This window comes from Xanthobacter pseudotagetidis (assembly GCF_043194795.2).
In the GTDB taxonomy this organism is placed as follows: Bacteria; Pseudomonadota; Alphaproteobacteria; order Rhizobiales; family Xanthobacteraceae; genus Xanthobacter; species Xanthobacter tagetidis_A.
The window spans coordinates 3,764,787-3,784,137 of the sequence record NZ_CM195534.1 but is presented as its reverse complement, the minus strand read 5'-3'; the positions used below and the strand labels follow the sequence as shown (position 1 = coordinate 3,784,137).

Sequence of the window (19,351 nt, the reverse complement as noted above, 5' to 3'; positions counted from 1 at the left end):
CTCCCGCATCCGGCGCCACCCCTTCCGGAAGGGGTGGCCTGAACGGCGGCACCCGGGTTTACATCGCCGGCCCCATCACTTGGTCGGGCAGCCAGGTGACGATCTCCGGGAAGATGCACAGGATGATGATGCCGATGATCATGGCGATGACATAGGGCAGCGAGCCCCACAGCACCTGGGTGGTGGGCACCTGGGGCGCGATGGCGTTCACTACGAACAGGTTGAGGCCCACCGGCGGGGTGATGAGGCCGATCTCCATGTTGATGGTGAGGATGACCGCGAACCAGTAGGGGTCGAAGCCCGACGAGACCACGATCGGGAACAGGAGCGGCGCCGACATCACGATGATCGCAACCGGCGGCAGGAACATGCCGGCCACCAGCAGGAACACGTTGATGATCCCCATCAGCACCCAGCGGTTCACCTCCAGGCTGGCGATGGTGGAGGCCACCGTCTGGGTGATGAACAGCGACGACAGCGCGAAGGCGAACAGCTCCGCCGAGGCCATGATCATCATGATCATGATGCTCTCGCGCATGGTGGACGAGAAAATGTCGATGATCGGCTTCGGCCGGAACAGCCGGTACATGATGATGACGACGCCGAGCGTCAGGAAGGCGCCGGCACCCGCCGCCTCCGAGGGCGTCGCGACGCCGCCATAGAGCACGTAGAGGGTGCCGACGATGATGATGATGAAGGGCGTCACCCGAGGCAGCGCCGCGAGCTTCTGGCCGAAGGTGAAGCGGTTGCCCTTGTCGTCGAAGCGGAAGCCCTTGCGCTTGCAGTCGACCAGCGCCCAGGCCATGAACATGGCGGTCAGCATCAGCCCCGGCATCACGCCCGCCAGGAACAGGCGGCCGATGGAGGTCTCGGTGGCGATGCCGTAGACGATCATCGTCACCGAGGGCGGGATGAGGATGCCGAGCGTGCCGCCGGCGCAGATGGAGCCGGTGGCGACCGAGGCGGGATAGCCGCGCTTCAGCATTTCCGGGATGCCCATCTTGCCGATGGCGGCGCAGGTTGCCGGGCTCGACCCGGTCATTCCGGCGAAGATGGCGCAGGCGCCGATGTTCGACAGGACGAGCCCGCCCGGCACCCGGTTCAGCCACCGGTCCAGGGCCTCGTAGAGATCCTTGCCGGCTGGCGTCGCCGCCACCGCCGCGCCCATGAGCACGAACATGGGGATCGAGACGTAGGCGAGGTTGCCGATGCCGGCGAACATGGTCTCGGCCAGCACCTCGAACACGCCGACGCCGTTCGCCACCAGGAGGCCGGCGATGGCGGCGAGCCCGAGCGCGAAGGCGATGGGCATGCCGGTGGCCAGCAGGAGCAGCAGCATCCCGACGATGAGGAAGCCGGCGGTGGTGGGTGAGAGCGCGCTCATGGATGGGCTCCGAAGCCGTCCACGCCCTTCAGGCGGCGCAGGATCTCGGCGACATATTGCAGGGTGAGCAGGGCGAAGCCGATGGGCAGCGGCAGCAACGGCACCCACAGGATGATCGCCGCGGCCGACGAGGTGCGCCACTCGTTCACGTAGGCTTCGTGGAAGAAGATGTAGCTCGCGACCGTCATGGCGATGGCGAACAGCAGCCCCAGCGCGGCTCCGATCAGCCCCAGCACGCGCCGCACCGGCGGGCGCGCCATCAGCTCGATCACGTCCACCCCCACATGGCCGCGCGTGAGCAGCACATAGGGCGCGCCGAGGAAGATGGCGGCGGTGGCGGAGAAGACGACGAAGTCCGTCTGCCAGATGGTGGGCGCCCGGAACACGTAGCGCATGAAGATCATCTGGCAGATCACCAGCATGGCCGCCAGCAACATCAGGCCGGCGGCGATGCCGGCGATCTTGGACAGCGTGTCCACGGTCTTCAGATAGAGGCGGAGCATGGGTTCTGCTTTCGCAAGGGGGTCGTCGGTCTTCGGGATGCGGTTGTATGCGCACGACCTCCGCAAGCGGAGAACGGCAGGCGAAGGCGAGGGGAGAGGGCGCCGGCCCTCGCTCCGTCATGCCCCGGCTTCTCCGGGGCATCCACCAAGTGTGTGGAGCGACGGACGGCGCTGGGGGCGCTGCCCGGTCGCGGCGTGGATCCTCTGGACAAGCCGGGGGATGACGGCCGGTGAAAGCCGGGGGCGCCACTCCTCCCAACCTTCCCCCGCGGGCGGGGGAAGGCTTCGGCGACGGGAGAGCCTCCGGGCTCAGCCCATCACTGGACGGCGAGCGCCTTCTTGATCAGCTCGTCGCCGCCCTTCACCTTCTCGGCGAAGTTCTTGTACGCGCTGGCCTGGGCCACCTTCAGCCAGGCGTCGTAGTCGGACGCCGACATCTCGATGACCTCGACGCCCGCCTTCTTGTAGGTGTCGATCAGCTTCTGGTCGCCCTTGCGCACTTCCTGGGCGAACCAGTCCTGCGCCTTCTTTCCGGCGGCGAGGATCGCCTTCTGCTGCTCGGGCTTCAGGCGGTTGAACACCTGCTTCGACATCAGCACCGGCTCGTACATGAACCACAGCGCGTTGGCGCCGGGCGCGGTGAGGCACTTCGCCTGCTCGTAGAGGCGGAACGAGACGAAGCTCTCGGACGAGGTGTTGGCCGCGTCCAGGACGCCGGTCTGCATGCCGCTATAGACTTCGGACGAGGGCATGGAGGCGATGGAGGCACCGGCGGCGGAGAGCATCTGCTCGAAGGCGGGGCCGGCGGCGCGCGTCACCTGGCCCTTGATGCTGTCGGGGCCGGTGATGCAGCCCTTCTTCGAGGCGAAGCCCCCCGAGAGCCAGGCGTCGGCGATGACGATGGCGCCCTGGTCATCGATGATCTTCTTGATGTCCTTCATGAAGTCGGAATTGTTCAGGCGCTCGGCGCGGTCGAAGTTGCGCACCAGGCCCGGCATCAGCGTAGCCGAGAACTGCGGCACGCGGCCCGAGGCGTAGTCGAGCGGGAACGACGACATGTCGAGCTGGCCCTTGGTGAGCGCGCCCCACTGCTCGTTGGGCTTGAAGAGCGAGGCGCCGGGGAACACCTGGATCTTGAGGCCGACATTCGCCGCGTCCACATCGCGGGCGATCATCTGCACCATCTCGTCGCGCGGGTCGCCCTTGCCGCCCGGGAACTGGTGCGAGGCCTTCAGCGTGATGTCCTGCGCCGAGGCCGGGGTCGCGAACGCCAAGGCGGCGCTGGCGAGAGTGGCGAGCGCGAAGCCGCGCATGCCCGTGTTACGGTGCATCTTCATGGGTCTTCCTCCCTGCGGCCGCACCTGGGCGGCCGGCTTTGCGTTGCTCCCTGGTCCGCTGGGGTTCTCTCCCCGGTCGGCGCCCCTCCCTTGGCGGGGAGGGGCCGGCCATTGTGGCCTTACGCTACGTTACGATAGGTGTCCTTGTAGGTCTCGCGCAGGATGTTCTTCTGCACCTTGCCCATGGTGTTGCGGGGCAGCTCGTCGACGAAGAACACGCGCTTCGGCAGCTTGAACTTGGCGAGGCGGTTCTCCAGAGCCGCATGGATCTGGTCCTCGGTGAGGCTCGCGTCCTTGCTGCGCACCACCACCGCCGTCACGCCCTCGCCGAAGTCCGGATGCGCGACGCCGATCACCGCGCTCTCCTGCACGCCGGGAATGGCGTCGATCTCGCCTTCCACTTCCTTGGGGTAGACGTTGAAGCCGCCGGTGATGACGAGGTCCTTGCCGCGGCCGACGATGTGCACGTAGCCGGCACCGTCCACCTTGCCGAGATCGCCGGTGATGAAGAAGCCGTCGTGGAATTCGCTGGCGGTCTTCTCCGGCATGCGCCAATAGCCCTTGAACACGTTCGGGCCCTTCACCTCGATCATGCCGATCTCGTCGGCGCCGAGCACGCGGCCGGTCTCCGGATCGCAGACCCTGATCTCCACGTCCGGCAGCGGGAAGCCCACCGTGCCGGCGATGCGCGCGCCGTCATAGGGGTTGGAGGTGTTCATGCCGGTCTCGGTCATGCCGTAGCGCTCGAGGATCGCGTTGCCGGTGCGCTCCTCGAACGCGCGATGGGTCTCTGCGAGCAGTGGCGCCGAGCCGGAGATGAACAGGCGCATGCCCGCCGTCGCCTCCTTCGTGAGGCCCGGCTGGTCCAGAAGGCGGGTGTAGAAGGTCGGCACGCCCATGAGGCTGGTCGCCCCCTTGCCCATGAGCGCGAGCGCCTCCTTGGCATCGAACTTGGGGCAGAAGATCATGGAGGCGCCGGCGAGCAGCACCACGTTGGAAGCCACGAACAGGCCGTGGGTGTGGAACAGCGGCAGCGCGTGGATCAGCACGTCGCCGGCCGTGAAGCGCCAGTAGTCCTTCAGCGTCAGCGCGTTCGACAGAAGGTTGTCATGGGTGAGCATGGCGCCCTTGGCGCGGCCCGTGGTGCCGGAGGTGTAGAGGATGGCGGCGAGGTCGTCGGGGCCGCGCGCCACGTCCTCGAACGTCGCCGGCAGACCGGCGGCGGCCTCTGTGAGCGAGCCCTTTCCGTCCGCGCCCAGCGTCTCCACGGCCGCAACGCCGAGCTTTTGCGCCAGCGCCTTCGCCTCAGCGGCGATCTCGGGGCGGCAGACGAATACGGTCGGCTCGGCGTCGGAAAGGAAGTACTCCACTTCGTTGAGCGTATAGGCGGTGTTGAGCGGCAGATAGACCGCGCCCGCGCGCACCGCGGCGAGATAGAGGGCGAACGCCGGCCAGGACTTCTCCACCTGCACCGCCACGCGGTCGCCCGGCTTCACGCCGCGCGCCACCAGGAGGTTGGCGAGCTGCGCCGAAAGGGCGAGCGCGTCGCCATAGGTCTCCGCCCCGCCGGCGGGATGGATGGCGAGCGGCTTCGCCTGATCGGGAATGGCGGCGCGGATGGCGCCGAAGAGATGGTTGGTGCTCATGTTCTTCTTGTCTCAGGGAACGGGGACGAGGGCTCGGGGGGAGGGGTCCGCCCGCAGGAGCTTGCGTACGGCCGGGCTCGCCACCACCTCGCCTTTGCCGGCGAAGGCTTCGTGGTTCTTCTCGATGTCGGATAGCACGTAGCGGTAGTTCACCATCAGGCCGGCGGCCTGGGCGATGCCCTTGGGCGAGAGGTCGCCCATGGGATTGATGCGCTCGAGGCGCGCGCCGTTGCCGAGATGGAACCGCGCCACCGGGTCCACCGGCTTGCCCTTGTTGGTCTTGGCGACGAGGAAGTAGCTGGCGGCGGCGGCGCTCAGCGCCGGGATGAGATCGGCCCGCACCGCCTCGCTCTGCGCCCAGTCCGGATCGTCGAGCGCCTTGAGGGCCTCCCTGTCGGCGGCGGAGAGCGCGCGCGAGGTGTCCTGCTTGCGCTCGGCGTCCAGCCAAGCGCGGAAGCCGGGTACCGGCGAGAGCGTGACGAAGGTGGTGAGCGAGGGGATCTCGCGCGAGATCTCCTCCACCACCTGCTTGATCAGGAAGTTGCCGAACGAGACGCCGCCGAGCCCGCGCTGGCAGTTGGAGATCGAATAGAACACCGCGGTGGAGGCCTTCGTCGGCTCCAGGTGCGCGCGCTGCTGGTCGAGGATCGGCGCGATGGCGGCCGGCGGCTCGGTCATGAGCGCCACCTCGACGAAGATCAGCGGCTCGTCCACCAGCGCGGGATGAAAGAACGCGTAGCAGCGCCGGTCCGGGCTGTCGACGCGGGCGCGCAGGTCGTTCCAGTCGCGGATTGCGTGCACCGCCTCGTAGCGGATGATCTTCTCCAGCACGCTCGCAGGCGTGGACCAGTCGATGCGGCGCAGCACGAGGAACCCCCGGTTGAACCACGAGGAGAACAGGTGGCCGAAGTCCCGGTCGACGCTCGCGAGGTCGCGCCGGTGGGCCATGGCGTCCATGAGATTCTCGCGCATCCGAACCAGGGAGAGCGTGGCGCCCGGGGCGAGGTTGAAGCGGCGGAACAGCTCCTGGCGGCGCGGTTCGGAGGCGGCGTGGAGTTCGGCCGTGGCGGCATCCGATCCGGTACGGCGATAGCTCTCGATGGCCTTGTCGAGACGCTCGCGATCCGGCCCGAACTGCTCGGCGAGCCCTTCGAAGAAGGCGATGCGCTCCCCGGTCTTCATCCGGCCGTAGCGATCCAGGATGTCGGTGGCGAGCGCGACGCCGGAAGCCTCGCCCTTGCCCGAGAGCAGATCCTCGCAGCGCTCCACCAGCGTCGCCGCCTTGGTGGCGCCGCTGACCCGGCTGCCGCGGTCGAGCAGCGCACGGCCGCGGTCGGCGATGGAGGTGAGCAGCTCGCCGAAGAAGGAGGTGTTCGCGTTCATGTCCGCACTCCCGCCGTGCCCGCCCGAAGGGCCGCTCTCAAGCCATCGGACAGGGGAAGAGCAGCGATGGCAAGGGATGGAAGACCGCGAGCCGCCGCCGGGAAAAACGTTCCGGAAGCCGCGTTGCAGGCCGCGGCCTTGCACATCTGCGTCGTCCTCATGTGGGTGAACGGTGAGCGCATGACGGACCTGTGATCGCGTATTCCGTCCATGAAGCCGCACGCTGCATGCGCTGTCAATGTTCATGTATACAAATTTTTTCTTCTTGCATTTTTTGCCAAGGTCTTCTTCCTTCCCGGAGTGGGAGGCGGCGGTGCGCGGAGAGCAGACCCCCAGGCTCCGGGAGGCGCTGGAAGACGACATCGTCGCCGGGCGCCTGCGGCCCGGCCAACGGCTCGACGAGGTCGGTCTCGCCGAGCGTTTCGGCGTTTCGCGCACGCCCATCCGCGAGGCGCTCATCCAGTTGTCGGCATCTGGCCTGGTGGATATCCGCCCGCGCCGCGGCGCCCACGTGACCCTGCTCGGTCCGCGCGAACTGGTGGAATCCTTCGAATTGATGGCGGAGATCGAGGCCTCCTGCGCGCGCCTCGCAGCCGCCCGCATGGGCGAGGCTGACCGCGCTGCCATCGCCGCCGCCCATGCCGAATGCCGGGAGGCGGTGGCCGCGGGGGATGACGCCGCCTATTACCCGGCGAATGCCGCCTTCCACGCCGCCATCTACACCGCCACCGGCAACCGGGTGCTGGGCGCGGAGGCGCTGCGGCTGCAGCGGGCGCTGCAGCCCTATCGCCGTCTCCAGCTGAAGGTGCCGCGCCGCATGGACGCCTCGTTCGCCGAGCACGAGGCGATCCTGGAGGCGCTGTTCGCCGGCGACGGCGCCACCGCTGCCGAGCGCCTGCGCGCCCACGTCCTGGTCCAGGGCGAGCGCTTCATGTCGCTGATCGCCGCGCTGGAGGAGGCTTGAGGCGGGCGTGGCACATCCCGGCCGCGCTTCTGATCTGGCCTACGATCTCGCAGCCTGAGCCGCTCTTCCGCCCAATGGCGCATCGACAAGGGCTCCGCGCCGGGCCTATCTCGCCCGCATGCCGGCGCGGCCGCTCCCCTTGCCGCCCGTGGCGGGGCGCGCCACAGTCCGGCCAACAAAAAGGGAGGGACGGATGGCCGAGGCGGATATCACGCAGCCCTATGACTATGTGATCGTCGGCGCGGGCTCCGCCGGCTGCGTGCTCGCCAACCGGCTCTCGAAGGACCCGAACGTGCGCGTCTGCGTCATCGAGGCGGGCGGGCGCGACAATTGGGTCTGGTTCCACATCCCGGTCGGCTATCTCTTCGCCATCGGCAACCCGCGCGCCGACTGGTGCTTCAAGACCGAGCCGGAGCCGGGCCTCAACGGCCGCCAGCTCTCCTATCCGCGCGGCAAAGTGATCGGCGGCTCCTCCGCCATCAACGCCATGATCTACATGCGTGGCCAGGCGGGCGACTACGACCACTGGCGCCAGCTGGGCCTCGAAGGCTGGGGCTGGGACGACGTGCTGCCGCTGTTCAAGTCCCATGAGGACCATTTTCTCGGGCCGAACGCCCACCACGCCAAAGGCGGGGAATGGCACGTGGAATTCCCGCGCGTCACCTGGCCGCTGCTCGACGCGGTGCGACAGGCGGCGGCGCAGGACGGCATCCCGCCGATCCCCGACTTCAACACCGGCGACAACACCGGCTCGTGCTATTTCCACGTGAACCAGAAGACCGGCCTGCGCTGGAGCACCGCGCGCGGCTTCCTGAAGCCCGTCCTCTCGCGGCCCAATCTCGACCTCGTCACCGCCGGCCATGTGGAGAAGGTGGTGCTGGAGGATGGCCGCGCCGCGGGCGTGGTGGTGCGCACCAGGAACGGCGCGCGGCGGATCAATGCCCGGCGCGAGGTGATCCTTGCCGCCGGCGCCATCGGCTCGCCGCAGCTGCTCATGCTTTCCGGCCTGGGGCCGGCGGCGCACCTCGCCGAGATGGGGATTGCCGTCGCGCGCGATATTCCCGGCGTCGGCGCCAATCTCCAGGATCACCTGCAATTGCGCACCGTGTTCAAGGTGGAGGGCGTCGGCACGCTCAACGAGCGCTACCACTCGATCTTCGGCAAGATGGGCATGGGGCTCGACTTCGCGCTGCGCCGGCGCGGGCCGCTCACCATGGCGCCGTCGCAGCTCGGCCTGTTCACCAAGTCGTTCGCCGAAAAGGAGCGCGCCGACCTCGAATTCCACGTGCAGCCGCTCTCGCTCGACAAGTTCGGCGAGCCGCTGCACCGCTATCCCGCCTTCACCATGAGCGTTTGCAACCTGCGCCCCGAATCCCGCGGCACGCTGCGCCTGAAGAGCCCGGACTTTTCCGCCGCCCCCGCCATCGCCCCGGCCTATCTCTTGGCCGAGGAGGACCAGCGGGTGGCGGCCCAGTCGCTGCGCATCGCCCGGCGCATCGTCTCCCGCCCGGCGCTCGCGCCCTTCCGGCCGCGGGAGACCGTGCCGGACCCGCAGATTACCGACGCGGACGAGGCGGGCCTGCGGCGCGCGGCGGGCGATGTCGGCACCACCATCTTCCACCCGGTCGGCACCGCCAAGATGGGCCTTGAGAGCGACCCCATGGCGGTGGTGGACACGCGCCTCAGGGTGATCGGTGTGCCGGGCCTTCGGGTGGTGGACGCCTCGGTGATGCCCACCATCACCTCCGGCAACACCAATTCCCCGACCGTGATGATCGCCGAGAAGGGCGCGCGGATGATCCTGGATGACGCGCGATGACGCTGTTCCGCCGGCGAAAGAAGCGCGCGCTTCTTGCCGGGGAAAACGGGGCAAATTTCCGTCCCGGGGGGCGTCCGCACGTGCCAGCTCCGTCGGTTGCCCAGCTACCTGGCATGGACTATGAAGGCTGGGTCTGTTCAAAGCCTGCACCGTGGCTCCGCTGGATAGAGAGTTGCCTTCCGAAGGCATCTGTCGAGCCGGCCGATGCGAAACGTGTGAAGAAAAGCATTTTTCAATTCAATAGCTTGCAGCAGGCTGGCTCAAGGGCTTAACTTTCGCAGCAAATCCGAGTAAGCACTGCACAGGCAGCAGGCACCCGTAGCTCAGCTGGATAGAGCGCCGCCCTCCGAAGGCGGAGGCCACACGTTCGAATCGTGTCGGGTGCGCCATTGCAACTAAGGATTGCTTTGGCTTTTGCGTGGCAGGCGCCCATTATTGTCCTCGTGCTGGAAGCTGAATGGCACGCCTTGGCAGGGGCGCGGCGCGGCTCGTACCTGCATCCGAACCTGTCTGCTCCAAAATTCAACGGTGTATGAAACGCTTGGCTTGGCGACCCGTGCTGCCACGGCCTCTGGGGTGTCATGAGGTCGGTAGACGCCCGATGTCATCCCTCCGTGACGATCAGGTCTTCGTTTAAAAGCCCTAGGATAGCCTCCGTCTTTCATCATGCGGCCCAGCCCTCGCCTTCACTTCTCGCTCCTTGGTCGCCGATCTGAGTGACGTGCCCCCCCATTTTCCTGCCGGTCATAAGTTAGGCCCGGCTGGGTTTTGGTCCTCATGGGACCGACTTGCGAACATCGACGGCGAGAGGCCGCCGAGGCTCGTATGGGGTCTGACGGTGTTGTAGTCGATCCGCCAAGCCTCGATGATCCGCCGCGCCTCGACAAGCGAGGAGAAGGCGTGCTCGTTGAGGCACTCGTCCCGCAGGCGGCCGTTGAAGCTTTCCACGAAGGCGTTCTGGATCGGCTTGCCCGGGGCGATGTAGTGCCCTTTGATGGCGGTTTCCTCGCAGAAGTTCAGGATCGCCCGGCTGACCAGCTCCGTGCCGTTGTCCGACACGATCATCCAAGGCCGACCGCGGCGGACGACGACCTCGTTGAGTTCGCGCACCACGCGGGCGCCGGAGAGCGAGGTGTCCACGACCGCTGCCAGGCATTCGCGGGCGAAGTCGTCGACGATGTTCAACACCCGGAAGCGCTGGCCGTCGTTCAGGGCATCGGACACGAAGTCGCGGCTCCAGCGCTGGTTCACTCCCCGCGGGACGGCCGCATGCCCCCCTTTCATGGGGGAGGGAGCGCGGAAGCAGGTTCAGGCTCGTTGGACACATCCGGGGCGTCGTCTGGCTCGGTGGATGCCGCTTCCCGGTGATCAGGATGGAGCTTCGGCACGAACATCGGCCATGGCGATGTCTGCGATGACGCGAACACGGACCCGACGGGCATTGCCGGGAAGATAGGCAATGGGCAGATCCTCCATCTCCAGGGTCTGGAGGCTTGCCTGCTCCGCGCCGGCCGCGATCGCCCGTCGGGTGGCTTCCGCCTGTGCCCGCCCGAGGGCCTCCTCGCGGGTGAGGCCGGTGAAGATGCGGTCCACCTCGCCGCTCACCTGGGCGATGGCCGCGCCCACGGCATTGGCGACCGCATGATGGGGAACGCGCACGACCTGCGAGATGCCGGGCATCTGATCCGGCACCAGGAAGCTGCCGCCGCCCACGGCCAGCAGCGGCAGGGGCGTGGCGTCGGTGCGCATCCGGTCCACGGCGTTGGCGATCATGTGCTCCATGCGCGCGAGGCCCTGCGCCACGAGAGCAGCGGGCAGCCTTGCGACCTTTCCGCGGTGGCCAAGATCGAGCCGCCCGGCGGCCACCGCCACGTCGGATGCGGTAAGGGTATCCCCGCCGAAAACGAGAGCCTTCTCCGGCAGCCGGAACCCCACGCTGCCGGGGCCGATGCGCTGCCCATCCGGGGAGATCTCGGTGCCGCCGCCAAGGCCGATGGAGAGGAGGTCGGGCATGCGGAACTGGGTGCGAACCCCGCCAATCTCCACCGCCGCGTTCGCTTGGCGCGGAAAGCACGCCTTCAGGCAGCCGACATCGCTGGTGGTGCCGCCCACGTCCACCACCAGCGCATCCGCGATGCCGGAGAGAAAGGCCGCGCCCCGCATGGAATTGGTGGGGCCGGAAGCGAAGCAATAGACTGGATGGCTCTCCGCCACCGAGCCCTGCACGATGGTGCCGTCGTTCTGCGTGAGGAACAAGGGCGCGTCGAGGCCGCTGTCGGCGATGGCCGTGGCGAAGGCGGCCGTGGTGCGCCGCGCAAGGCTCTGCAGGCCGGCATTGAGCAGCGCCGCATTCTCCCGCTCCAGCAGGCCGATGCGGCCGATCTCGTGGGAAAGGGTGATGCGCGCGCCGCTCACCTCCTCGCTCACGATCTGGGCCGCCTCCCGCTCGCATTCATCGGTGAGCGGGGAGAAGACGCTGGTGATGGCGATGGCGGTGAGCCCGGCTTCGGCCATGCGTCGTGCCTCGGCGCGCACGGCGGCGCGGTCCAGCGGCACCAGGGATCGCCCGTCATAATCATGGCCGCCACGCACCATGTGCACGGAGCCGCCCATGGCCTCGGCGAGATCCGCCGGCCAGCCGATGAAGGGCGGCAATCCCGCATTGGCGGGAAGGCCGATGCGCAGAGCGGCCACCTTGTCGAGCGCGCGCCGCTCGATCACCGCATTGGTGAAATGGGTCGTGCCGATCATCACCGCATCGATGCGGGGCGCGGTCGGGAGGGACGCCGCCCGCGCCATCAGATCGGCAAGAGCGCGGCGCACGCCGTCCGATACATCCGCGGAGGTGGGGCTCTTGACTGCGGCCAGCACCTTGTCGCCGTCGATGAGGACGGCGTCCGTGTTGGTTCCGCCAACGTCGATGCCGATGCGGCTCATGGGCGGGCCTCCTCGTTGCCGTCGAACACGCTGCGGAACTCCACGTCGTAGCCGAAGGCGCGCGGCCCCACGTGGGCAAGGCCCTCCGGCGAGCGGTGGATCGCCGGCGCAGGCAGAGCGATTACCGTCACACGCTGGCCGAAGCGCAGGCTTTCCGTGCCGATGGCCTCGCCCGTGACGGCATCCAGCACGCAGATGAGGTCGGGGGTGGTCACCGCCACCGCGCCGTCACGCCGGCCGATGGTGAATTCGTTCTGGAACGCGATCTCGAACGTGGCGCCTTCATCCGCATCGAGATCGTCGAGGCGCACATCGCCGCGCAGAAAGCCTTCCGTCGTCTGGCGCTGCACGTCCGCCACCTTGCCTCCGAACAGCCGGATGCCGCGGGCCGCGCGCACCGTGGCTTCGACCGGGTCCTCGTGGGCGGCGCGGGCGCGGTGCACCTCGCAGCCGAGGGCGATAGCCTGCGACAGGGTGCGCAGAACGGCGAAGCGCTTGATCTCTGCCCCCGTGCGGGGCGCCTGGCAGGTGGTGGCGACCGATCCGAACTCGGTGCACACCTTCCGGCGCACGCGCTCCATCTCATGCCAGCCGGCGGCCCGGGTGATGAGCACCGCATTGTCGCGCACGTCCGCCACAGCGTGCGGAACCATGTTCAGTCCGGCGATGGAGAAGCTCTGCATCTGCGCCTCCGGATAGGCGCGGCCCATGGCATCGGCATCCACCACCGGCAGGCCACTTGCGGCCGCCACCAGCAGCGGCTGGAAGGCGTTGCACCCGCCGACTTCCACGCTCATTACCGCGCGGAACGACTGGCGAAGATAGTCCTCCATGGCGCGCACGGGCTTGAGGGCAAAGTCGGCGTCGGTCATGCGCTCCTGGAAGACGAGCGGCGCCCCCATGGTGGACACCACGGCGACAAGGTCGTCGTCGTCGAGCTCATCGGGGTCCATGAGCGTGATGCGACCGCCCTCGTCATGGAAGCGCCGCACGCCCAGATACGAGGCATAAGGCGATCCGCCGCCGCCCGTGCCGAGGATCCAGGCGCCGGTGGCGAGGAATTCCAGTTCGTCGGTCTTCAGCAAGCGAGGCAATGACCACGTCCTTTTTTGGAGGCGGGCAATTTTGGAGGCACGCAATCGCCCGTCTGCCCAAAGGAGCGGGAAGGGCGCGATGGGCAAAGGCGTCGGGCGAAAGGCTGCCCGCGATCGGCAAGCCAAGCATCCCCAGAAGTGATGACGCGAAACATGGCGGGCACCGCCTCAGCACGCGAGCTTCACGGAGATCACCAGATGTGGTGATGCCGCCCGGAGATCATCCGCCTAATGTGCGCGGGTGGGGTGGAGCGGAGCCGTTCGGGTGTCGTGCGCGCCAGCATTCGCGCCGTTTTTCCCATCAAATGGCGCCTTTGCCCGCCAGGTTTCGTTTCTCACCTTCGGGGCTTTTGAACGCGCATTATGAGCGACAGCGTCGACGTCGAACCCGATAGGCCGGTGGTCCATCCCCGAGCGATGTCGGCTGCTCTGCTTCTCCCTATCGTGGCGGTCGCTGCCGCCGGCGCGCTGATCGGGCTCGACCTGATCGCATCGCTTGGCATCACGCCGAACACGTCCGTCATCGGCGCTATGGCCGCCATGACGTTGGGGCGGATCCCGCTGGCGGCGTTCGCTGGCTACCGGTCGCCGCATGCGCAGAACCTGGTGCAGAGCGCCATGTCCAGCGCCACTTTCGGAGCAGCCAACAGCCTGCTGCTGCCCATCGGCATTCCTTTCCTTCTCGGCCGCACGGACCTCATCGCGCCGTTGTTCGCCGGCGTGGCCATGGCGATGATCATCGACGCGATCATGCTCTATCGCCTCTATGGCACCGCGATCTTTCCGGCCGAAGGAGCTTGGCCGCCCGGCGTTGCCGCAGCCGAGGTGATCCAGATGGGAGACCCTGGCCGCAGGGCAGGCCGCATGCTGGCCCTCGGCGGTGGTGTTGGCCTGGCGGGTGGGGCGATGGGGCTGCCCATGCTCGCGTTCGGGGTCGCGTTCATCGGTAGCGTGCCAGCCTTGTCAGCCTTCTGCGCCGGGCTGTTGGCGAAGATCCCCGCCGGCTGGCTCGCTGCGGGCGGGGGAGCGGCCCGGATCCAGCGCCTCGGCATCGATCCCACGCTGCTGCCGCATGGCATGATGATCGGCGCGGCACTCGTTGCTCTTGCGCAGATCATCCCCCACCTTCGCTCCGATGCCACCGGAGCCGTGGGCGCGGCGGCGTCTCGCCGTCCGGGCCGCACGCTCACGGGTGGGGCGGCGGCGTTCGTTGCCGTTGCGGCGTTCATCGCTGTTGCCGGGGGCCTCGCGGCTGAGCTCGACCCGTGGATGCTGGCGGCCTTCGTCGTGTTCGCTGCAGTGGCTGCGCTCGCCCATGAGCTGGTGGTGGGGCTGGCGGCCATGCAGAGCGGCTGGTTTCCTGCCTATGCGCTCGCCCTCGTGACCTTGATGCTGGGCCTCCTGGCTGGCTTTCCGCCCCTGGCGCTCGCCTTGCTCACCGGCTTCACTGCGGCCACGGGGCCATGCTTCGCCGACATGGGCTACGACCTGAAGGCGGGGACGATCCTGCGGGCGGGCTGTGGGCCGGCGTTCGAGCTGGAGGGGCGGCGCCAGCAGTTGCTCGCTACTCTCATCGCCTTCGCCGTCGCCATTCCCATTACGGCCCTCGCGTGGCCGAGCCTGTTCGGAAGGGGCCTCATTCCACCCATCGACCGCGTCTATGCGGCTGCCATCGACACCGGAGCGCACCCGCAGACGCTGGCGAGCCTTGCTCTATGGGCTCTTCCCGGCGCCTTCATTCAGTGGATCGGTGGTGCGCGCCGGCAGCTTGGGGTCATGCTGGCCACCGGACTGCTGCTGGGTGATCCGGGCGCCGGGCTCGCTGTCCTCACAGGCCTTGCCCTGCGCCTCATCTGGCTGAAATGTCGGCCATCCCGTCAGGAGGCGCTGCAGACCTTCGGAGGCGGCGTCATCTGTGCCGATGCTCTTGTTTCGGTGCTTCAAGGGATGTCCATCGGCGTGCTTCGCGGCCGCTGAGGCGCGCCCTGCCACGACCGCCGGCAGCGAAGGGCCATGCAAAACTTCATGTAGTTGAATGACAGTGCCGCGCGTTCCGGGATTGGCTCTCCACGAGCCTGATCACCGGAACAAGAGTCGCGATGCACGAAGGACGCCTCCGTCATGACCTGGATCCGAATGCAGCGGACGGCGATGAAGTCGGGCTCGAGCTGGAGGATTGGCTGTGGGCCGACGCCAGCGCGCTGCCCCCTGACACCCCATTTCACGGACATGGCCCCGTGGTTACGGCGATCACGCGAAACGCCGTGAGCGTACTCGGCCTGTGTATCGTCGTCGTGGATTCGCGGCTGCGGGTCCTCTATGCCAGCGCTGCCAGTCGAACCCATGCCACTCGCCCTTGCGCCGGCTTTGTCATGACGCGGCGCGTGCGTGGCGGTGGGACCTACCTTTCATTGGGAACCCGAGCGGATACGTTGGAGCTGCGGCGTTTGGTTGTCGCAGCCCTCGGGGAGGGACCGACCAGCGAGGCCTGCGAGCCGTCCAACCCGTTCCATCCCTTATGCAGCCCCCGCAGCATCTGTCTCATTTCGCCGATCGCGGACGGGTTGGTCGATCCACTGATGGGCGCACGCTTCCGAAATGCGGCACTCCTGATCTTCAAGCCGTTCGCGGCGATCCCGAAGCCGCCTCCCGTGCTGCTACGCACCCTGTTCCGCTTCACCCAAGCCGAAGCGGAAGTGGCGAGCGATCTGGTGGGTGGAATAAGTGCCGAAGAGGTCGCGCGGCTGCGCGGCGTCAGGCTCGATACCATCCGCTCACAGATCCGATCCATTCTGTCCAAGTCCGGGGCCCCGAACCTGCGGGCCTTTGAGAACAGGATCGGGAGCGTCATGGTCATGCTCCCTCCGGATTCCGCCGTGCTCCCCAAGGAGGGCTGAATTCCCAAAGAGAGGCTGACCCGCCGCAGCGCCTTTTGTTGCTGGCACGCAGGGATCGTCGGAAGGTCCGCGCGGCTTGCCTGCGACGTCGCACATCAACACTTCTGGTGATGACGGCACCTTGCTGCCCCCTGCATGTAGGCCGGGTGATCGATCTTCGCTCCAGGTCTTGCTGAACCGTGTTGCTGCACGGTCCATCAGCTGCGCTGAGCGGGACGCGCAGCAGGTGCAAACGCCGGTCTAGAGCATCGCGAGGACTGGCGCCTTGTCCGCCGTGACCTCTCCGATGTGTCGGCGCGATGTTGGCGGCGAGCGATGGCGGAGCAGGAATGATCCAGACGACGGAAGGGATTGTCGCATGGCAGGTACTTTACTGAAGGCGGCGGCCGCCGCCGGATTTCTCGTCGCTTCGGGGCTTTCGGCGGTGGCACTGCCGCTGCCCGCCTCTCCGCTCACGGGAGCGCCGGCGCTGATCACCCCCGTCGCCGATGGCTGCGGTCCGGGGTGGTATCGCGGACCGGGTGGCGCCTGCCACCGCTTCGGATTCGGGCCTTATCCGGGGGGGTATTTCGGCCCCTACAACGGCGGCGCGCCTTGGAACGGCTGTCCTCCCGGCTATTGGCGAGGCCCCTGGGGGCATTGCCGCAACACCCCCTTTCACGGCCGCCTGCCCGATGGAAACTGGCAGTAGGTCACGCGCTTTTATTGCGGAGAATGAACATGAACCTCATCAAGTCCGCCGTGTGCGTGACGGTCTGCGGCAGTCTGCTGCTGGCGGCGTCCGTGGTCCAGGCGCAGAATACCCCGCAGGAAACTCGCATCATCGAGATCTATTCCGATGCGGATGCGAGCGCGGTCCTCAATGCGCGCATTGCCGCTCTCAAGACGGTGCTGGAGCTGACGCCCGAGCAGGATAAGCTTTGGCCACCGGTGGAGGCCTCGATCCGCAAGATCGCGGCGGATTCCATGGCCCGCGGCAAGAAGCGGGCGGAGGCCAAGCCGCCAGCGGACTTTCTCGAGGCGCTCGAGCGGATCGGCGAGGCCGAGGTCATCCGCGGCCAGGACCTGAAAGACTTCGTCACCGCGACACGTCCGCTCGTCGCGTCGCTCTCGGATGTGCAGAAGCATCGGATGCCGGCTTTTCTCGGAATGATTGCCGACGCCCAGTCGCCGCTGGCGACACGCTCGCTTTGGCTGTTCGAGGAAGAAGAGCGCTGACCATAAGAGTGTGGGGGGCCTGACGCCTCCCACAACACTCATGTCGCGAAGGCATTCACGCCACGGAAATGAGCCGTAGCGCTCAGCCGTCGTTCTCAGTACGTCGACCGGGGCAAGGGTTCATGTCCCGCGCTTGGCCCGTCTTGCGACATGACGCGCACAATCACACGAAAGCTTTCCCAGGTGGCGAACCAGCGCATCGATCGAACGCTGTTGCTCAAGTTGTGTGTTCTTATTATTTTTATTGCATTGGGTAGCATTGTGTTCGTCGCCAACGAGGCAAAGGCAGCGCCCGCGCGCATCATCATCGTGCGCCATGGTGAGAAACAGAACCTGCTATCGCTGTGTGGCGTTGGCCGGCAACGTGCAGAGGCGCTCGCCGCGCAATATCTTGGTCCGACGGCATCCAGGAGTCTTCTCAATGGCGCTAGGCCGGCGGCCGTTCTCGCCATTACCTTGCACACGCTGGAGACCGCGCAGCCCATCGCGGCGGCGTGGAACATGAGCGTTGCCGCGAACCCGCTCATGCTCACGCCATTTCACCCCGAAGTCTTGCTCAATGCGAGAACCGCCGCGGTGGCCCGGGACCTATTGGACAATCCGCGTTGGCATGGACAGACGGTGGTCATGGTGTGGGAGCATCTCCATATCGCCAGCGCGCGGCTGGAAAGAGCCTTCCCGGGCCAGCAGGTCACGCTTCGGCAACTTCTGCACCTAGACCAAATGAGAGGTGCACCCCTTCGCGTGCCCGCGACCTGGCCCGATGACACCTATGATTACTTCTGGATTCTCGAATACGACAGCCCGACATTGACAGTGCCGTCGCGCTTCAGCCTGGTGCGCCAGGTCTTCCGGCCCCCTTTCGAGGACCTGCCCTCCAACGGTTGGGGGCGGCCCGAGCCGCGCTCCGCCAAGTCCGGTTGCCTCTGAGGCACGAGGCAAACTGATGTCGGCGGGGAAACGCGTATGGCGGCGTTGCCGGCGGAATAGCGGCAGTTTAGACGCTCTGAGTATCCATGGTCAGCGCTGTGAAACGAATTCCGCGCGACGCAAAACTGGGAGGCGCGATGACACTGGAACCGCTTCTTGACGCCTCGGCGGCGATCCGCATTCACGCGTTCTCCGCCGTCGCCGCATTGGCGATCGGCATTGTCCAGCTGGCTGCGCCCAAGGGAACAGCTCCCCATCGGCTCGTGGGTTGGGTGTGGGCGGCCTTAATGGCCGTTGTTGCGCTATCGTCTTTCTTCATTCATGAAATGCGATGGATTGGCCCCTTCGGCCCCATTCACCTTCTCTCCCTCTACGTTCTCTATGCGCTCCCTCTCGCCCTCCTGCATGGGCGCAGGGGCGACATCGGCCCTCATGCCAGAGGCATGCGCGGGCTGTTCTATGGCGGCCTCGTGCTGGCGGGGCTCTTCACCTTCTGGCCCGGACGCATCATGCACCAGGTCTTGTTCGGGGCACCGTGAGCTGCTCTCGCGGCCGGAGTGGCGCGCTAACGGCTCACATCCTCTCCCGGGCTGACGAGAAGGCCCGTGGTTCTGATCCGCTTTGGCAATTTCACAGACGTCATCTCCCGTTTCACCCGTTGCTTGAGGGTGGAGAGATATTGCGGCGTGATATCGAGATAGGCGGCGATCAGATGCTGGGGGATCGATCGCCATGCCTTCGGCAGTTCGCAGGAGAGCTCTGCGTAGCGCTGCCGCGCGGTCTTCGAGCGCAGCGACATATGCCGCTGTTGTTTGCGTTGGAACATCTCCTCCGTCATCCGCGTCGCCAGGCGCTCCCAACCCGCATGACGCTCCACGGCCGCGTGCCGCAGGTGATAGGGAAGCACCGTGAGCCGACAGGGAATGACGGCCTCGAACACCACCTCGGAGGGGAGGCCCTTGGTCGCGCTGTCCAGGGCCAGGGCGACGCCGCCTGCGAAGATGAAGTCCAGTAGGATTTTGCGCCCATCCGCCGATAAGGCGAACACCTGCAGGATGCCCTCATCGAGGAAGCCGATCTCGTGCTCGACCTGCCCGATGGCACAGAAGACGCCACCGCGCGGCAGCACACGCGGCTTGGCATGGGCGAGAAGCCAGTCGATCTCCGCCGGAGGCAAATCCGTTCGTCGAAGAATGAAATTATTGAGTGTAGGCATCAATCAACACGCCCTGGATCGCA

The 19,351-nt window shown here is 67.0% G+C and carries 16 protein-coding genes, 1 tRNA gene and 1 pseudogene; 9 read left to right on the top strand and 9 right to left on the bottom strand.

What is annotated here, in order from left to right; all coding sequences use genetic code 11:
• Positions 1-58: 58 nt before the first annotated feature.
• The 5 genes from V5F67_RS17305 to V5F67_RS17285 form a co-directional block, all read right to left on the bottom strand.
• The gene (locus V5F67_RS17305; RefSeq protein ID WP_394021722.1) at positions 59-1,384 is read right to left on the bottom strand and encodes a TRAP transporter large permease; all 1,326 of its coding nucleotides are present in this window, start codon (positions 1,382-1,384) and stop codon (positions 59-61) included.
• Entirely contained in the window at positions 1,381-1,887 is a 507-nt protein-coding gene (locus V5F67_RS17300; protein ID WP_394021723.1) for a TRAP transporter small permease subunit, read from the bottom strand. Before V5F67_RS17300 ends, V5F67_RS17305 begins: the two co-directional genes overlap by 4 nt.
• A 317-nt stretch (positions 1,888-2,204) precedes the next feature.
• A complete protein-coding gene (locus V5F67_RS17295) occupies positions 2,205-3,200 on the bottom strand; it encodes a TRAP transporter substrate-binding protein (protein ID WP_394021796.1) in 996 nt (331 codons plus the stop codon).
• 143 nt (positions 3,201-3,343) lie between these two features.
• A complete protein-coding gene (locus V5F67_RS17290; RefSeq protein WP_394021724.1) occupies positions 3,344-4,870 on the bottom strand; it encodes a malonate--CoA ligase in 1,527 nt (508 codons plus the stop codon).
• Between the two features lie 12 nt (positions 4,871-4,882).
• The gene (locus V5F67_RS17285) at positions 4,883-6,253 is read right to left on the bottom strand and encodes a malonyl-CoA decarboxylase (RefSeq protein WP_394021725.1); all 1,371 of its coding nucleotides are present in this window, start codon (positions 6,251-6,253) and stop codon (positions 4,883-4,885) included.
• A 313-nt stretch (positions 6,254-6,566) separates the two neighbouring features.
• Here V5F67_RS17285 and V5F67_RS17280 point away from each other — a divergent pair, with 313 nt between their 5' ends.
• The 3 genes from V5F67_RS17280 (at position 6,567) to V5F67_RS17270 (ending at position 9,425) form a co-directional block, all read left to right on the top strand.
• Positions 6,567-7,217 carry a GntR family transcriptional regulator gene (locus V5F67_RS17280; RefSeq protein ID WP_394021726.1) on the top strand — a complete coding sequence of 217 codons (651 nt, stop codon included), beginning with the start codon at positions 6,567-6,569 and terminating at the stop codon, positions 7,215-7,217.
• A gap of 193 nt (positions 7,218-7,410) precedes the next feature.
• A complete protein-coding gene (locus tag V5F67_RS17275; protein WP_394021727.1) occupies positions 7,411-9,036 on the top strand; it encodes a GMC family oxidoreductase in 1,626 nt (541 codons plus the stop codon).
• 312 nt (positions 9,037-9,348) lie between these two features.
• Positions 9,349-9,425, top strand: a tRNA-Arg gene (locus V5F67_RS17270).
• Between the two features lie 355 nt (positions 9,426-9,780).
• Here V5F67_RS17270 and V5F67_RS17265 read toward each other — a convergent pair.
• The 3 genes and pseudogenes from V5F67_RS17265 to V5F67_RS17255 form a co-directional block, all read right to left on the bottom strand.
• Positions 9,781-10,302: pseudogene (locus V5F67_RS17265) on the bottom strand (integrase core domain-containing protein); the annotation flags it as partial.
• A gap of 102 nt (positions 10,303-10,404) precedes the next feature.
• Complete coding sequence (locus V5F67_RS17260) at positions 10,405-11,973, bottom strand: hydantoinase/oxoprolinase N-terminal domain-containing protein (protein ID WP_394021728.1); 1,569 nt, start codon at positions 11,971-11,973, stop codon at positions 10,405-10,407.
• The gene (locus V5F67_RS17255; RefSeq protein WP_394021729.1) at positions 11,970-13,067 is read right to left on the bottom strand and encodes an S-methyl thiohydantoin desulfurase family protein; all 1,098 of its coding nucleotides are present in this window, start codon (positions 13,065-13,067) and stop codon (positions 11,970-11,972) included. Before V5F67_RS17255 ends, V5F67_RS17260 begins: the two co-directional genes overlap by 4 nt.
• 363 nt (positions 13,068-13,430) lie before the next feature.
• Here V5F67_RS17255 and V5F67_RS17250 point away from each other — a divergent pair, with 363 nt between their 5' ends.
• From V5F67_RS17250 to V5F67_RS17225, 6 genes are all read left to right on the top strand, one after another.
• Positions 13,431-15,044, top strand: a complete 1,614-nt coding sequence (locus V5F67_RS17250; protein WP_394021730.1) for an OPT family oligopeptide transporter — start codon at positions 13,431-13,433, stop codon at positions 15,042-15,044.
• 122 nt (positions 15,045-15,166) lie between these two features.
• On the top strand, positions 15,167-15,964 hold the full coding sequence (locus V5F67_RS17245) for a helix-turn-helix transcriptional regulator (protein ID WP_394021731.1): 798 nt from the start codon (positions 15,167-15,169) through the stop codon (positions 15,962-15,964).
• A 358-nt stretch (positions 15,965-16,322) separates the two neighbouring features.
• A complete protein-coding gene (locus V5F67_RS17240) occupies positions 16,323-16,655 on the top strand; it encodes a GCG_CRPN prefix-to-repeats domain-containing protein (RefSeq protein WP_394021732.1) in 333 nt (110 codons plus the stop codon).
• A gap of 29 nt (positions 16,656-16,684) precedes the next feature.
• On the top strand, positions 16,685-17,182 hold the full coding sequence (locus V5F67_RS17235) for a hypothetical protein (RefSeq protein ID WP_394021733.1): 498 nt from the start codon (positions 16,685-16,687) through the stop codon (positions 17,180-17,182).
• A 183-nt stretch (positions 17,183-17,365) separates the two neighbouring features.
• Positions 17,366-18,112: a histidine phosphatase family protein gene (locus tag V5F67_RS17230; protein ID WP_394021734.1), complete on the top strand. Its 747-nt coding sequence runs from the start codon at positions 17,366-17,368 to the stop codon at positions 18,110-18,112.
• Positions 18,113-18,198: 86 nt separating this feature from the next.
• Positions 18,199-18,651 (top strand): DUF2306 domain-containing protein, encoded by a 453-nt coding sequence (locus V5F67_RS17225; RefSeq protein WP_394021735.1) that lies wholly within the window; start codon positions 18,199-18,201, stop codon positions 18,649-18,651.
• A 26-nt stretch (positions 18,652-18,677) separates the two neighbouring features.
• On the opposite strand, the gene V5F67_RS17220 is transcribed toward V5F67_RS17225, so the two are convergent.
• Positions 18,678-19,328, bottom strand: a complete 651-nt coding sequence (locus V5F67_RS17220; RefSeq protein WP_394021736.1) for a Crp/Fnr family transcriptional regulator — start codon at positions 19,326-19,328, stop codon at positions 18,678-18,680.
• Positions 19,329-19,351: the final 23 nt, after the last annotated feature.

Bases quoted from the DNA above. Each gene is read 5' to 3' on its own strand.
- V5F67_RS17240 (WP_394021732.1), top strand. From the start codon at position 16,323: ATGGCAGGTACTTTACTGAAGGCGGCGGCCGCCGCCGGATTTCTCGTC.
- V5F67_RS17225 (WP_394021735.1), top strand. From the start codon at position 18,199: ATGGTCAGCGCTGTGAAACGAATTCCGCGCGACGCAAAACTGGGAGGC.
- V5F67_RS17250 (WP_394021730.1), top strand. From the start codon at position 13,431: ATGAGCGACAGCGTCGACGTCGAACCCGATAGGCCGGTGGTCCATCCC.
- V5F67_RS17220 (WP_394021736.1), bottom strand. From the start codon at position 19,328: ATGCCTACACTCAATAATTTCATTCTTCGACGAACGGATTTGCCTCCG.
- V5F67_RS17275 (WP_394021727.1), top strand. From the start codon at position 7,411: ATGGCCGAGGCGGATATCACGCAGCCCTATGACTATGTGATCGTCGGC.
- V5F67_RS17245 (WP_394021731.1), top strand. From the start codon at position 15,167: ATGCACGAAGGACGCCTCCGTCATGACCTGGATCCGAATGCAGCGGAC.
- V5F67_RS17260 (WP_394021728.1), bottom strand. From the start codon at position 11,973: ATGAGCCGCATCGGCATCGACGTTGGCGGAACCAACACGGACGCCGTC.
- V5F67_RS17300 (WP_394021723.1), bottom strand. From the start codon at position 1,887: ATGCTCCGCCTCTATCTGAAGACCGTGGACACGCTGTCCAAGATCGCC.
- V5F67_RS17285 (WP_394021725.1), bottom strand. From the start codon at position 6,253: ATGAACGCGAACACCTCCTTCTTCGGCGAGCTGCTCACCTCCATCGCC.
- V5F67_RS17290 (WP_394021724.1), bottom strand. From the start codon at position 4,870: ATGAGCACCAACCATCTCTTCGGCGCCATCCGCGCCGCCATTCCCGAT.
- V5F67_RS17235 (WP_394021733.1), top strand. From the start codon at position 16,685: ATGAACCTCATCAAGTCCGCCGTGTGCGTGACGGTCTGCGGCAGTCTG.
- V5F67_RS17295 (WP_394021796.1), bottom strand. From the start codon at position 3,200: ATGCGCGGCTTCGCGCTCGCCACTCTCGCCAGCGCCGCCTTGGCGTTC.
- V5F67_RS17305 (WP_394021722.1), bottom strand. From the start codon at position 1,384: ATGAGCGCGCTCTCACCCACCACCGCCGGCTTCCTCATCGTCGGGATG.